The sequence below is a fragment of the Caballeronia sp. HLA56 genome, assembly GCF_054655155.1.
The window spans coordinates 113,049-126,766 of sequence record NZ_BAAHOB010000005.1 but is presented as its reverse complement, the minus strand read 5'-3'; the positions used below and the strand labels follow the sequence as shown (position 1 = coordinate 126,766).

The 13,718-nt window shown below is 62.3% G+C and carries 12 protein-coding genes; 7 read left to right on the top strand and 5 right to left on the bottom strand.

Translation table 11 applies throughout. The features are described 5' to 3' along the window. Window positions 1-184: 184 nt before the first annotated feature. A complete protein-coding gene (locus tag ACYQ47_RS20025; protein WP_250462787.1) occupies window positions 185-1,735 on the bottom strand; it encodes a YifB family Mg chelatase-like AAA ATPase in 1,551 nt (516 codons plus the stop codon). Between the two features lie 95 nt (window positions 1,736-1,830). After that, a complete protein-coding gene (locus ACYQ47_RS20020; protein WP_250525320.1) occupies window positions 1,831-2,091 on the bottom strand; it encodes an accessory factor UbiK family protein in 261 nt (86 codons plus the stop codon). Between the two features lie 434 nt (window positions 2,092-2,525). Here ACYQ47_RS20020 and ACYQ47_RS20015 point away from each other — a divergent pair, with 434 nt between their 5' ends. From ACYQ47_RS20015 to ptsP, 7 genes are all read left to right on the top strand, one after another. Next, entirely contained in the window at window positions 2,526-2,864 is a 339-nt protein-coding gene (locus ACYQ47_RS20015; RefSeq protein ID WP_014190273.1) for a P-II family nitrogen regulator, read from the top strand. Window positions 2,865-2,897: 33 nt separating this feature from the next. After that, window positions 2,898-4,370, top strand: coding sequence for an ammonium transporter (locus ACYQ47_RS20010; protein ID WP_244826862.1), 1,473 nt, complete (start codon window positions 2,898-2,900; stop codon window positions 4,368-4,370). A gap of 352 nt (window positions 4,371-4,722) precedes the next feature. Then, the gene (gene gshA / locus ACYQ47_RS20005) at window positions 4,723-6,012 is read left to right on the top strand and encodes a glutamate--cysteine ligase (protein ID WP_250462790.1); all 1,290 of its coding nucleotides are present in this window, start codon (window positions 4,723-4,725) and stop codon (window positions 6,010-6,012) included. A gap of 65 nt (window positions 6,013-6,077) precedes the next feature. Then, on the top strand, window positions 6,078-7,034 hold the full coding sequence (gene gshB / locus ACYQ47_RS20000; RefSeq protein WP_244826864.1) for a glutathione synthase: 957 nt from the start codon (window positions 6,078-6,080) through the stop codon (window positions 7,032-7,034). A 306-nt stretch (window positions 7,035-7,340) separates the two neighbouring features. Further along, window positions 7,341-7,829: a PTS sugar transporter subunit IIA gene (locus ACYQ47_RS19995; protein ID WP_244826865.1), complete on the top strand. Its 489-nt coding sequence runs from the start codon at window positions 7,341-7,343 to the stop codon at window positions 7,827-7,829. 35 nt (window positions 7,830-7,864) lie between these two features. Next, window positions 7,865-8,134 carry an HPr family phosphocarrier protein gene (locus ACYQ47_RS19990; protein WP_244826866.1) on the top strand — a complete coding sequence of 90 codons (270 nt, stop codon included), beginning with the start codon at window positions 7,865-7,867 and terminating at the stop codon, window positions 8,132-8,134. 210 nt (window positions 8,135-8,344) lie between these two features. Next, window positions 8,345-10,105, top strand: coding sequence for a phosphoenolpyruvate--protein phosphotransferase (ptsP, locus tag ACYQ47_RS19985; RefSeq protein WP_459906565.1), 1,761 nt, complete (start codon window positions 8,345-8,347; stop codon window positions 10,103-10,105). A 3-nt stretch (window positions 10,106-10,108) separates the two neighbouring features. On the opposite strand, the gene ACYQ47_RS19980 is transcribed toward ptsP, so the two are convergent. The 3 genes from ACYQ47_RS19980 to gpmA form a co-directional block, all read right to left on the bottom strand. Further along, window positions 10,109-10,873: a HesA/MoeB/ThiF family protein gene (locus ACYQ47_RS19980; protein ID WP_244826868.1), complete on the bottom strand. Its 765-nt coding sequence runs from the start codon at window positions 10,871-10,873 to the stop codon at window positions 10,109-10,111. Window positions 10,874-11,021: 148 nt separating this feature from the next. Beyond that, the gene (locus tag ACYQ47_RS19975; RefSeq protein ID WP_244826869.1) at window positions 11,022-12,602 is read right to left on the bottom strand and encodes a S41 family peptidase; all 1,581 of its coding nucleotides are present in this window, start codon (window positions 12,600-12,602) and stop codon (window positions 11,022-11,024) included. A 223-nt stretch (window positions 12,603-12,825) separates the two neighbouring features. Continuing rightward, entirely contained in the window at window positions 12,826-13,572 is a 747-nt protein-coding gene (gene gpmA / locus ACYQ47_RS19970) for a 2,3-diphosphoglycerate-dependent phosphoglycerate mutase (RefSeq protein WP_244826870.1), read from the bottom strand. Window positions 13,573-13,718 lie beyond the last annotated feature (146 nt).

Genomic DNA, 13,718 nt, shown 5'->3' with positions numbered 1-13,718 from the left:
CGCTTCATGTGGCCGGGCTTACTCTGCCTCCCTTCATGGCAAGTTAAATAGTTCAATAAAATCAATGGTCTGTGCAATGCGTTCTGTCATGTAGGTTGATAGTAGGAAAAAGAATGGCGGATCGGCTTGGTGTGCATAAGTCAAGTCTTGACAGGCAATATTTCGCGCCCAAAGACCTTGAGGCTCATGCCGCAGGAAACGCGCGACGGTATTGCACGGCTTCCGCGACATGCGCCGCGGTCGGAATGTTCGCGCCGGACAGATCGGCAATGGTCCGTGTGACTTTCAAAACGCGGTAATAGCCGCGCGCCGACCAACCGAAGCGCTCGCTCGCGGCGCGCAGGAGCGCGGCGCCTTCGGCATCGGGTCGGCAGAGCGTGTCGGCATCGCGGCCATCGAGTTCGCGATTGGTCTTGCCTTGCCGCGCGAGCTGGACAGCGCGCGCCGCCTCGACGCGTGAAGCCACCGTTGCGCTGGATTCGCCATGCTTGGCGCCGCGCGCCGAGAGTTCAGCGGGCGAGAGCGCAGGCAACTCGATCTGAATATCGATGCGATCGAGCAGCGGTCCGGACAACTTGCGCAAATAGCGCGCGGCGACGTCGGGTGAGCATCGGCAACGTCCGCCTGGATCGCCACGCCATCCACACGGACACGGATTCATCGCGGCGACGAGCTGACACGCGGCAGGAAACTCGGCCTGTTGCGCCGCCCGGGACACGGTGATGCAACCCGCTTCGAGCGGCTCGCGCAGCGTTTCGAGTACCTTGCGATCGAATTCGGGCAACTCGTCGAGAAAAAGCACGCCCAGGTGCGCAAGCGTGATCTCGCCCGGCTGCGGCGGATTTCGGCCGCCAACCAGCGCCACCGCGCTCGATGAATGATGTGGCGCGCGAAACGGCCGCCGCCTCCATTGCGCGGGCGTAAATCCGAGCGAGCTTGCCGACAGAATGGCGGCGGAGGCGAGCGCTTCGTCGTCGGTCATTGGCGGAAGCAGGCCTGGCAAGCGCGCGGCGAGCATGGATTTGCCCGCGCCGGGTGGCCCGACCATCAGCAGATGATGACCACCCGCCGCCGCAACCTCCAACGCGCGACGCGCAGCCGGATGCCCGATGACATCCGCGAGATCGGGCGCGGCCGGCCACGATGACGCATTCAATTGCGCAAAAGCCCGCGCGGGACGAAGCCGCGCATCCGGAACGCCGTTCAGATGCGCGCAGAGCGTCGGCAAATCCGCCGCGCCGAACACTTCGATGCCGGGCACCAGCGCGGCTTCGGCAGCACTTGCGAGCGGCACATAGATTTCCGGCGCACGCCCGCTCTCCGAACCGTTCGATGCATGGTGTCGCGCCGCTCCGCACACCATCGCGAATGCTCCGCGCATGGGCCGCAGCGCGCCGGTCAGCGACAGCTCCCCAGCGAACTCACGATTTTCGAGCGACGCAGCCGGAATCTGTCCGCTCGCCGCCAGAATGCCGAGCGCGATAGGCAAGTCGAAACGTCCCGACTCCTTTGGCAAATCTGCCGGAGCGAGATTGACGGTGATGCGGTTGACGGGGAATTCCAGTCCGCAATTCTGCAGCGCGGCGCGCACGCGCTCGCGGCTTTCGCGAACTTCGAGATCGGGTAAGCCGACGATGGAGAACGACGGCAATCCGTTTGCGAGATGAACTTCGACGACCACTTCCGGCGCGCGCCCAGGGGCGGGTGCGCGGCTCTTGACCACGGCAAGCGACATGATTTCACCTGAAACGGCGCGCGCTCGAAGGCGGCGCCGGCAATGAGACTAGGACTTCACGGCTCGCCGGCCGAGGTCGACAGTGGCTAAAGCCGTCAGTCCTGCGACGAGGAGACGCCCGGCTGGTGCTGCTCCAGTTGCGCGACGCGTTTTTCCAGCTCTTCCAGCCGGGCGCGCGTACGCACGAGCACCTGAGTCTGCGTGTCGAATTCTTCGCGGGTCACGAGATCGAGCTTCGAGAAGCCCTGCGAAAGCATGGCTTTCACATTTTTCTCGACGTCTTTAGCAGGCGAATTCTTAAAGAGCTCGCTCATCTTCTGCTGCAGGTCATTGAAAACGTCGTTGGGCTGCTTCATCGTTTCTCCCTTTGCACAAAAAAAGTGCATTCATTGTTAGGTCAGTGCCCCGGCCGGTTGCATGATCGATTTTGGTGCATTCGTCACGCACTGCCGGGCACATTCGAGGCGCCGCGATTTTAGCGCTCCCGCGCTCCCGCGTTTTCCGCCTTTGCCCCTTTTAACGGGACCTTGCGAGCACTCTAGCAACGAACCCACCCCGGCGCCAGCAGGTACGGCGCGCGTTAGCCATTCGGCAGATCCCTTGCGCGCGCCTTTCGTGAAATCGTGCAAAGCCCCGCGAGCACTCGATTGGCATACGAGTTGCATAAGTGGCGCGGACCTTTTCTGCACGCTTCTTTCAGCGGCCCGACAGGACGGACGTGGGCTTGCAACCGAGGCATCCCGCTTTAGAAGGCATCGAAGGATCAGAGGCACACCACAGCGAGGGATACATGAAGCTCATTACCGCAATCATCAAGCCGTTCAAGCTCGACGAAGCGCGCGAAGCGCTCTCGGCGATCGGCGTCTCGGGCATCACGGTGACCGAGGTAAAAGGCTTCGGCCGCCAGAAAGGTCACACCGAACTTTATCGGGGCGCGGAATACGTCGTCGATTTCCTGCCGAAGGTGAAGATCGAAGCGGCCGTGTCGGACGACATCGTCGATCAGGCGATCGAAGCGGTCGAACGCGCGGCGCGCACGGGAAAAATCGGCGACGGCAAGATTTTCGTCACGGCAATCGAACAGGTCATTCGTATTCGTACCGGTGAGACCGGCGCGGACGCGCTCTAAGAAAAGAAATCGGCGATAAGAGGAAACCGAAGAATGCGTAACTTTTTGATGTCATTGCTGGTGGCGGGCGCCCTGGTCGGCGCCAATGTCGGCACCGCACTCGCCCAGGACGCGTCCGCTCCGGCCGCTGCCTCGGCACCCGCGGCCGACGCCGCATCGGCGCCTGCAAGCGCACCGGCCAGCGCCAACACGGCGATGGCTTCGTCGGCGGAAGGCGCTTCCGCAGCGGCGGCAGCTTCCGACGCCGCTCCCGCCGCGCCGACCGAACCATTCTCGGTCGATTCGTCGAAGATCAGCTCGGGCGATACCGCCTGGATGCTCACCTCGACCGCACTCGTGCTGTTCATGACGGTTCCGGGCCTCGCGCTGTTCTACGCAGGCATGGTTCGCAAGAAGAACGTGCTGGCAACGGTAATGCAGAGCTTCGCAATCTGCTGTCTCGTCACGATCATCTGGACGGTCGTGGGCTACAGCATCGCGTTCACGCCGGGCAATTCGTTCCTGGGTGGCTTCTCGCGCGTGTTCCTGCACGGCATGAACTACATCAAGGGCGACAAGGCCACGACGCTGACCGTCAGCCATCTGGCATCGACGATTCCGGAATCGGTCTACTTCGTCTACCAGATGACGTTCGCGATCATCACCCCGGCGCTCATCACCGGCGCGTTCGCCGACCGGATGAAGTTTTCCGCGATGCTCGTGTTCATGACGCTGTGGTCGATCATCGTCTACTCGCCGATCGCGCACATGGTCTGGGAACCGACCGGCTGGCTGGCAGGCGCGGGCGTGCTCGACTTCGCGGGCGGCACGGTGGTTCACATCAACGCCGGTATCGCGGGCCTGATGTGCTGTCTGGTGCTTGGCAAGCGCGTTGGCTACGGCCGTGAAGTGATGGCGCCGCACAACCTCGTGCTCTCGCTGATCGGTGCATCGATGCTGTGGGTGGGCTGGTTCGGCTTCAACGCGGGTTCGGCAGTCGCGGCTGACGGCCGTGCCGGCTTCGCCATGCTCACGACGCAGATCGCCACCGCATTCGCCGCCTTCGGCTGGATGTTCGCGGAATGGATTTCGAAGGGTAAGCCTTCGGTGCTCGGCATCATCTCGGGCGCGGTTGCAGGTCTCGTTGCAGTGACGCCGGCTTCGGGCTTCGTGGGCGTGACGGGCGCTATCGTGATCGGCATCGTGGCGGGCGTGGTCTGCTTCTGGTCGGCAACGTGGCTCAAGCACAAGTTCGGTTACGACGATTCGCTCGATGCGTTCGGCGTGCACGGCGTGGGCGGGATCATCGGCGCATTGCTGACGGGCGTGTTCGCAGTGAAGGACATCGGCGGCTTCGATGGCAATGTCATCGTGCAGGCGAAGGGCGTGCTGGTCACGCTGGTCTATAGCGGCGTCGTCAGCTTCGTGCTGCTCAAGATCATCGACATGGTCATGGGCCTGCGCGTGACGGAAGAAGAGGAACGCGAAGGTCTCGACGTCACGCTGCATGGCGAGCACGTCGAATAAGGGATTTGAGCCGCGATCCGGCGTGCCGCGAGAGGGCGCGCCGGTTCTCATCCGATCGGCGCATGTCGCCGGGGCGACGGCAAACGAACGAGCGCAGCGACTTGGCCCGCCTTCATGGCGGGTTTTTTTTCGTCCGCGCGTTACGTCGGGTTTTCGTCCAGCGCGGCTCGCGCCGCAAATGGCCCGGATTGCCTGTGCAGATTGCCACGATGGGCCGCAAAGCCTTGCTAAATGGCGGTCCATACCCAGTTAGGCAGGGCAATTGCTCTACAATCTTTCGTCCCTGTATCGGCTGGAACGATCGCCTTGGCGGTTGCCCAGTCCCACGCAAAACGCTGTCCACGAGAAATCAATGGTTCCGCACTTAGTTACGGCGTTAAGTGGCCCGCTGCTCGACCTCGAGCGGAAAATTCTCGAGGCTACGCCTTCCATCGAACGGTGGTTCCGTCTCGAATGGCAGGAGCACACGCCGCCGTTTTACTGTTCCGTCGACCTGCGTAACGCCGGCTTCAAGCTCGCGCCCGTCGACACCAATCTCTTTCCCGGCGGCTTCAACAATCTGCCGCACGAAGTGCTTCCGCTTGCCGTGCAGGCGGCGATGGCGTCCATCGAAAAAATTTGTCCGGACGCGAAGAATCTGCTCGTGATTCCGGAGCGGCACACGCGTAACGCGTTTTATCTGGAGAACGTTGCGCGGCTCGCGACCATCATGCGTCAGGCGGGACTCAACGTCCGCTTCGGCACGCTCGATGAAAACATCCACGGGCCCGTGACCATTCCGCTCGCCGATGGTCAAAAGGTCGTGCTCGAACCGCTCGAACGCACGCCGCGCCGTCTCGGCCTGAAGAATTTCGATCCGTGCTCGATCCTGCTCAACAACGATCTTTCCGCCGGCATTCCGCCCGTGCTCGAAAATCTGCACGAGCAATACATCCTGCCGCCGTTGCATGCGGGCTGGGCGGTGCGCCGCAAGTCGACGCACTTCGCCTGCTATGACGATGTCGCGAAAAAGTTCGCGAAGCTCGTCGAGATCGATCCGTGGATGGTGAACCCGTACTTCGCGCACGTCGAAGGCGTGGATTACGAGGCGCGCACGGGCGAGGAAGCGCTGGCCGAGGCAATCGACGGCGTTATCAAGAAGATCGCGAAGAAGTACCGCGAGTACGGCATCAGCGAGAAGCCGTATGTCGTCATCAAGGCCGATGCCGGCACGTACGGCAAAGGCGTGATGACCGTGCACGACGCAAGCGAGGTCGCCGCATTGACCAAGCGCGAGCGCACGCGCATGAACGACGCGAAGGAAGGCCTGCAGGTGCACGATGTGATCGTGCAGGAAGGCGTGCACACATTCGAGCGCGTGGAGAATGCGGTGGCGGAGCCGGTCGTGTATATGATCGACCGGTACGTGGTCGGCGGGTTTTATCGCGTGCACGACTCGCGCGAACGCGACCAGAACCTCAACGCGCCCGGCATGCATTTCGTGCCGCTCGGCTTCGAGCACACCGCGCTGCCGGATGCGCACGCGAAGCCCGGCGCCGCGCCGCCGAACCGCTTTTACATGTATGGCGTGGTGGCCAGGCTTGGGTTGCTGGCGGCATCGGTGGAACTCGAGAAGACCGACCCGGAAGCCATTCAGGTCTGAGTGCATAATGCCCTGCTCTCGTGGCCAATACTCATGGCCACGGTCACTAGCCCAAGCGAATACACATGGACATTCTCTTCATCGCCGATCCGCTCGATCGTTTCAAGATCTATAAAGACACGACCTACGCGATGATGGCCGAAGCCGCGCGGCGCGGTCACGTGTTGTACGCATGCGAGCCGCAGCATCTGGCGTGGACTGGCACGTCGGTCGACGCGAGCGTGCGACGCATTGCGATTGTCGGCGACGAAGCGAACAGCGACCGCTGGCCGTGGTTCGCGGCGGAACAGGCGGAGCATTTGCCGCTCACGCGTTTCGGCGCGGTGCTGATGCGTAAAGACCCGCCGTTCGATCTCGAATATGTCAACGCAACCTGGCTGCTCGAAATCGCGGAACGCGCCGGCGCGCGCGTTTTCAACAAGCCGCAAGCCATTCGCGATCATTCGGAGAAGCTGGCTATTGCCGAATGGCCGCAGTACGTGGCGCCCACGCTCGTCACGCGCGATGCGGCTCGCCTGCGCGGCTTTCATGCGGAACATGGCGATGTCATTCTGAAACCGCTCGATGGCATGGGCGGCATGGGCGTGTTCCGCGTGAAAGCGGACGGCATGAACCTCGGGTCCATCATCGAGATGTTGAGCGAGGACGGCGCGCGTACGGTGATGGCGCAGAAGTTCATCCCCCAGATCACGGACGGCGACAAGCGCATTCTGGTGATCGGCGGTCAGCCGGTGCCGTATTCGCTGGCGCGTATTCCCCAGGGCAACGAGGTGCGCGGCAATCTGGCGGCGGGCGGTCTTGGCCGTGCGCAACCGCTGTCGGCGCGCGATCGCGAGATTGCCGAAACGCTCGGGCCAATTCTTGAAGCACGTGGGCTTTTGCTGGCCGGCCTCGATGCCATCGGCGATTACCTGACGGAAGTCAACGTGACGAGCCCGACATGCTTCCGCGAAATCATGGATCAGACAGGCTTCGACGTTGCTGGAATGTTCATCGACGCGCTCGAACGCGCGGTCGGCTAAACGGCCTTTCGAGCGCTAGCCAACGCTCGAATTGGCGCGCTGCAAAAACATAATCGCCGACGCTGTTACAATTATTTCCCGGTTGCTTGCAAGTTTTAGGGTTGGAACGTGCTTTTTCCGGTCTTAAACTGTGTTTAAGAGTGCAAGCGTAAGCTGTGGTAATGGTGGAACGGTGTCTGGCGTAAGGCGGTTGATTTTCGGCCCGCGTGCGACCATATAGGCATCGATCCCGCGCCGCTCGCGCGTTTTCGAGCGATCTCTAGACGCCGGCAACCCTGGCGTCGTTACAGAGGCAGCAATCCTGACATGGCTGGCATTCTGATCATCGCGCATGCTCCGTTCGCTACCGCGCTACGCGAGTGTGTCGCGCACATTTACGGCGGCTTGCCCGCACGCATCGGCGTCGTCGACGTAACGCCCGACTGCGATCCCGTCGAAGTCCGCGCGTTCGCGCGCTCGGAACTCGACCGTCTGCGAGAAGACAATGGCGCCATCGTGCTCACCGACGTCTTCGGCGCGACGCCCGCGAACATCGCGGCGAGTCTCGCGGAAACGGACGTGCGCGTGCTCGCAGGCGTCAATTTGCCGATGCTCGTGCGCGCCGTGTGTTATCGCGCGACTCCCATCGACACGCTTACCGAAAAAATTCTGCAAGGCGGCTCGAAAGGCATCCAGGAACTGGATTCCTCCACGCCGCTTAATCCTTGCGCGCTCGCGACGAAGGCTGCCGGTTCGCAAGATCCGGCGTGCTCCGCGAGTGCCGATCTCGTCGCCGCGAAGGCCGCGAGTCACTGACGCCGCTCAATTCATCCACTAGCGCCCGGAGCATCATGCTGCAACAGGAAACAACGATCGTAAACAAGCTGGGACTCCACGCGCGGGCATCGGCGAAGCTCACGCAACTGGCCGGTAGCTATCAGTCGGAAATCTGGATGAGCCGTAACGGTCGCCGGATCAACGCCAAGAGCATCATGGGCGTGATGATGCTGGCAGCGGGTATCGGCAGCACGGTGACCATCGAAACCGAAGGCGCCGACGAAGCCGATGCGATGAAAGCGATCCTCGCGCTTATCGCCGACAAGTTCGGGGAAGGGCAGTAAGCGCTTCATCCCGTATCGGAAGTAGCCAACGAAAAGCCGCGCTTCGACGCGGCTTTTTTGCGTCCGCGTTCTTTGCAGGACAAACGGCCGCGCCTCGCTGCGACGGCCGTTCGGCGACCGCGGCCTCATTCGAACTTATAATGCTAGCGCGGTCCGAAGCGCCTACCGCAGGCCCCGAGAGACCGCGCAGAAACTACAGAGGAGGTGCGCGTGTCCTTCACGCTGCATGGAATTCCCGTCTCACGAGGCATCGCCATTGGGCGAGCGTATCTGATCGCGCCTGCGGCGCTCGATGTCGCTCACTATCTCATCGATCCCGACCAGATCGACGTTGAAATCGCGCGGTTTTATGCCGCGCAGGCGGGCGTGCTCGCCGAACTCGAAACGCTTCGCAACGACCTGGCCGCGGACGCGCCTGGCGAAATGACAGCGTTCATCAACGTTCATATGATGATCCTGAACGACGCCATGCTCGTGCAGGAAGTCATCGATCTGATTCGCACGCGGCGCTACAACGTCGAATGGGCGCTCACCGAACAACTCGAAATCCTGAGCCGCTATTTCGACGAAATCGAAGACGAATATCTGCGCGAACGGAAGGCGGATATCGAGCAAGTGGTGGAACGGCTGCTCAAGGCGCTTGCAGGCGCGCCGACCACTGCATCGATGGTGGCGCATACGGTTGCGAGCAACGGCCACAACGAGATGATCGTCGTCGCACACGACATCGCGCCGGCCGACATGCTGCAGTTCAAGACGCAAGCATTCAAAGGTTTTGTCACCGATCTCGGCGGCCGCACGTCGCATACGGCGATCGTCGCGCGTAGTCTCGGCATTCCCGCGTCGGTTGGGGTGCAGCAGGCGAGCGTGCTGATTCGTCAGAACGATCTCATCATCGTGGACGGCGATCACGGCATTGTCATCGTCGATCCCGCGCCGATCGTGCTCGAAGAGTATTCGTACCGGCAAAGCGAAAAGGTGCTGGAGCAGCGCAAGCTGCAGCGCCTCAAGTTTTCGCCGACGCAAACCTTATGCGGCACGAAGATCGAGCTGTGCGCGAACATCGAACTGCCCGAGGATGCGAAGGTCGCGGTGGAAGCGGGCGCGATGGGCGTCGGCCTCTTTCGCACCGAGTTTCTCTTCATGAACCATAAGAACCAGTTGCCGGAGGAAGAGGAGCAGTTCGAGGCCTACAAGCGCGCGATCGAACTGATGAACGGCAAGCCGGTGACCATTCGCACGATCGATGTCGGCGCGGACAAGCCACTCGATTCGATGAGCGCCGGCGACGGCTACGAAGTCGCGCCGAACCCGGCGCTCGGGCTGCGCGCCATTCGCTGGAGTCTGTCCGAGCCGCAAATGTTCATGACGCAACTGCGCGCCATCTTGCGCGCATCCGCGTTCGGTCCGACCAAGATTCTGATTCCAATGCTCGCGCACGCGCAGGAGATCGATCAGACGCTCGATCTGATCCGCGAGGCGAAGCGTCAACTCGACGACGCGGGCATCGCCTATGACCGCCAGATTCAGGTCGGCGCGATGATCGAGATTCCCGCCGCCGCCATCGCCGTGCGGCTCTTCCTGAGCCGGCTGGATTTTCTGTCGATCGGCACCAACGATCTGATTCAGTACACGCTCGCCATCGACCGCGCGGATAACGCGGTCGCGCATCTGTACGATCCGCTGCATCCGGCCGTGCTGAATCTGATCGCGTTCACGCTGCGCGAAGCGAAGCGCGCCGGCGTGCCGGTTTCGGTGTGCGGTGAGATGGCGGGCGACCCGACGGTCACGCGCTTGTTGCTCGGGCTCGGTCTGACCGAGTTTTCGATGCATCCGAGCCAGTTGCTTGTCGTGAAGCAGGAAATCTTGCGCTCGAATCTCAAGGCATTCGATAAGCCCGTAGCGGACGTGCTCGCGGCTTACGAGCCGGATGAATTGCAAGCAGCGTTGGCGCGGCTTCAGAAGATTTGAGGCTTACGAAGCACGCGCATGCCGCTCGCCGCAGACCACGCAATCGGCCTGGCGCGCGATCTTCATCGTGTTCCACTCCATGCGCAGTGAATCCAGCATCATCAGCCGGCCGGCGAGCGTTTCGCCGAAGCCGCCGATCACGCGTAGCGCCTCCGCCGCCTGCATTGCGCCAATGATGCCCACGGTCGGCGAGAACACGCCCATCGTCGAACACGCGACTTCCTCGAACGCCTGATCCGGCGGAAACACGCATGCATAACACGGCGATTGCTCCGAGCGGAAATCGAATGTGCTGATCTGCCCGTCGAAACGCAAGGCCGCGCCCGACACGAGCGGGACGCCATGCGCGACGCACGCGGCGTTGATTGCGTGACGCGTGGCGAAGTTGTCGCTGCAATCCAGCACGACCGACGCGCCCGGCACGTTGGCATCGAGCCAGGCCGCGTCGGCACGCGCGTTGACCGCTTCGATCTCGACATCCGGATTCAGCGCGTTGAGCGTCGCGCGCGCGGATTCCACTTTGGCCTCTCCGACCGAACGCGTCGCGTGCACGATCTGCCGTTGCAGATTCGTGAGGTCGACGGTATCGGCATCGACGAGGGTCAGCTTGCCGATTCCCGCTGCCGTGAGATACATCGCGGCAGGCGCGCCTAGGCCGCCCGCGCCGACAATGATCGCGTGAGCATCGAGAAAGCGCTGCTGCGCTTCGATGCCGATTTCATCGACGAGAATATGGCGGGAATAGCGGAGAAGTTGGTCGTCGTTCATCGAGCGGGCGCGTGGCAACGCGCTGTCTGTGCTGCGAAGGGAACGCCATGGAAGCGGCGCGCTTGAGGCGGATATTCTAAGCGCGCGCCGGAGGAAAGGCTTCGCGGCGCGTGACCGCGAAGCCGTACTGCTGATGTTGCCCTGCCTCTTACTTCGACTGAGCCGTGGGCGACGAAGCCGGTTCCGCGCCCGATGCCGGCGCCGAACCCGGCGTGGCCGGCAGCGCGGGCGCCGCAACCACCGGCGCCGAAGCCGAACGTCCCGGCTTGTTCTGCGCGAGCTTGCGTTCGCTGTACGACTTCGATTCGACGACCGTCTTGCCTTCCAGCTTGTTCAACGCCTGCGCAAGCATGAAGTCGTCCGAACTGCCGAACTCCACCGGCTTGCGTTCGCGATCCTTGCGGCGCTGCTCCGGCGTTTTCTTGTCGTTCTGCTCTTCGAGAATGCGCAGTTGTTCCAGGCGGTCCTGCTCGCGCTGTTCGGATTCCTTCTTCTCGTTCGGGTCTTGCGTGTTGGCGAGGTGATTCGAATAATCGACTTCGCGCGTGACGAGCGCGTCGTCGGGGTCGCCATCCGCGTATTGATCCACCGGCACATCGGGGCGCACGCCTTGGTTCTGGATCGACTTGCCGCTCGGCGTGTAGTAGTACGCCGTTGTCAGACGCAGCGCGGTGTCCGCGGTCATCGGGCGAACCGTCTGCACCGAGCCCTTGCCGAAGGTCGTCTTACCGACGATCAGCGCGCGGTGATGATCCTGCAACGCGCCCGCCACGATTTCCGATGCCGACGCCGAGTAGGCGTTGGTCAGCACGACCATCGGCACCTTCTTGAAGATGTCCGGCACGCTCTTCAGCGGATCGGAATCGAAGGAGGGCAAACGATAGTTGTCGTAGGTGTCGCGGAAAGTCTGCTTCGCGTCCGCGATCTGGCCGTTGGTCGACACGACCACCGAGTTGTCCGGCAGGAACGCGCCCGCCACGCCGACCGCGCTCTGCAACAGACCGCCGCCGTTATTGCGCAGGTCGAGCACGAGGCCCTTCAGGTTCGGTTGTTGACGCGCGAGATCCTGCAGCTTGGCCGCGAGGTCCGGCACCGTGCGCTCCTGGAAGCTCGTGATGCGGATATAGCCATAGCCCGGCTCAGGCACCTTCATCTTGACCGACTGCACGCGGATGAGCGCACGCGTGACGGTGAGCGGGAACGTGCGGTCGTCGCTCTTGCGGAAGATGGTGAGCGTGACCTTGGTGCCCGGTTCGCCGCGCATTTGCTTGACGGCCTTGTCGAGCGTCATGCCGCGCACCGGCTTGTCGTTGATGCGCGTGATGAGGTCGCCCGGACGAATGCCGGCACGGAACGCAGGCGTGTCTTCGATAGGCGAGATGACCTTGATGAGACCGTCTTCCGAGGAAATCTCGATGCCGAGGCCCGCGAAACGGCCCTTGGTCTGTTCCTGAAGCTCTTCGTAATCGGTCTTGTCGAGATACGACGAGTGCGGATCGAGGCTCGACACCATGCCCTTGATGGCGGCGGTAAGGAGCTTCTTGTCATCGACGGGTTCGACGTATTCGTGCTTGATCTGCCCGAAGACTTCGGCGAAGAGCCGCAATTGATCGAGCGGCAGCGGCGATGAGGCCGCTTGCTGGGCGGACGCGGAAATCTGCAGAGTTGCAAGTGCGCCGGCAGCAACGCCCGCGGCTATGAGACCGAAGTTTTTCAGGTTCTTTCGCATAGAGGAGTGCGTTTGGAAAACGAATGGGCTGCATCGTGGGTGACGGGCCAGTATACCCGCTCACCTTCAATGACGACTTAAACGCAACTTAAATGCCCGGGCACGCAGCGCTTGAAACAGCGGGCTCTGCGACGAATGTGTCGGGCGCGACGGAAGACTGTCAGCGAGCGGACATCGGGCGCGCGGACCGCCGTGGTCCGCGCATGCAAAGCGCTTGTCGTGCTTATCCCGCCTTGCCCTGCTTGGCGACAGCCGCCTGCGCCGCCGCGATGGCGTCCGGATCGCCCAGGTAGTAATGCTGGATGGGCTTCAGGTTCTCGTCCAGTTCATATACGAGCGGGACGCCGTTCGGGATGTTCAGTCCGACGATGTCGTCGTCCGAAATATTGTCCAGATACTTCACGAGCGCACGGATGGAATTGCCATGCGCCGAGATCACGACCTGTTTGCCCGACTTGATGGCCGGCGCGATTGACTCGTTCCACATGGGCAGCACGCGCGCGACCGTGTCTTTCAGGCACTCGGTAAGCGGCAGTTGTTCACGCGGCACGCGGGCATAGCGCGGGTCGTTGAAGGAAGCGCGTTCGTCGTCCGGATTCAGCGCGGGCGGCGGCGTGTCGTAGCTGCGGCGCCAGACGAGCACCTGGTCGTCGCCGTACTTCTTCGCGGTCTCGGCCTTGTTCAGCCCGGCAAGCGCGCCATAGTGACGCTCGTTCAGACGCCACGAATGAACGACCGGAATGTACATCTGGTCCATTTCGTCCTGCACGTGCCAGAGCGTGCGGATGGCGCGCTTGAGCACGGAGGTATAAGCGATGTCGAAGGTATAGCCCGCTTCCTTCAGCAGCACGCCTGCCTGGCGTGCCTCGCGATTGCCCTGCTCGGTCAGGTCGACATCCACCCAGCCGGTGAAGCGGTTTTCCTTGTTCCACGTCGATTCGCCGTGGCGGATGAGCACTAGCTTGTACATGTTTGTAGGTCGGTCAGTTAGGAAGCGGTGCGCCGATCGCACCCCCGATATCCTGCCCACGCGCGCGGGGTGCCGCCATCGGCCGGATGGACAAGGCCATCGCGGTAGACGGTTATTTTATAATGTTCGGATTGCCCTCATTTCCC

Coding starts and splice junctions, on each gene's coding strand:
- ACYQ47_RS20025 (WP_250462787.1), bottom strand. CDS start 1,735: ATGTCGCTTGCCGTGGTCAAGAGCCGCGCACCCGCCCCTGGGCGCGCG.
- ACYQ47_RS20020 (WP_250525320.1), bottom strand. CDS start 2,091: ATGAAGCAGCCCAACGACGTTTTCAATGACCTGCAGCAGAAGATGAGC.
- ACYQ47_RS20015 (WP_014190273.1), top strand. CDS start 2,526: ATGAAGCTCATTACCGCAATCATCAAGCCGTTCAAGCTCGACGAAGCG.
- ACYQ47_RS20010 (WP_244826862.1), top strand. CDS start 2,898: ATGCGTAACTTTTTGATGTCATTGCTGGTGGCGGGCGCCCTGGTCGGC.
- gshA (WP_250462790.1), top strand. CDS start 4,723: ATGGTTCCGCACTTAGTTACGGCGTTAAGTGGCCCGCTGCTCGACCTC.
- gshB (WP_244826864.1), top strand. CDS start 6,078: ATGGACATTCTCTTCATCGCCGATCCGCTCGATCGTTTCAAGATCTAT.
- ACYQ47_RS19995 (WP_244826865.1), top strand. CDS start 7,341: ATGGCTGGCATTCTGATCATCGCGCATGCTCCGTTCGCTACCGCGCTA.
- ACYQ47_RS19990 (WP_244826866.1), top strand. CDS start 7,865: ATGCTGCAACAGGAAACAACGATCGTAAACAAGCTGGGACTCCACGCG.
- ACYQ47_RS19980 (WP_244826868.1), bottom strand. CDS start 10,873: ATGAACGACGACCAACTTCTCCGCTATTCCCGCCATATTCTCGTCGAT.
- ACYQ47_RS19975 (WP_244826869.1), bottom strand. CDS start 12,602: ATGCGAAAGAACCTGAAAAACTTCGGTCTCATAGCCGCGGGCGTTGCT.
- gpmA (WP_244826870.1), bottom strand. CDS start 13,572: ATGTACAAGCTAGTGCTCATCCGCCACGGCGAATCGACGTGGAACAAG.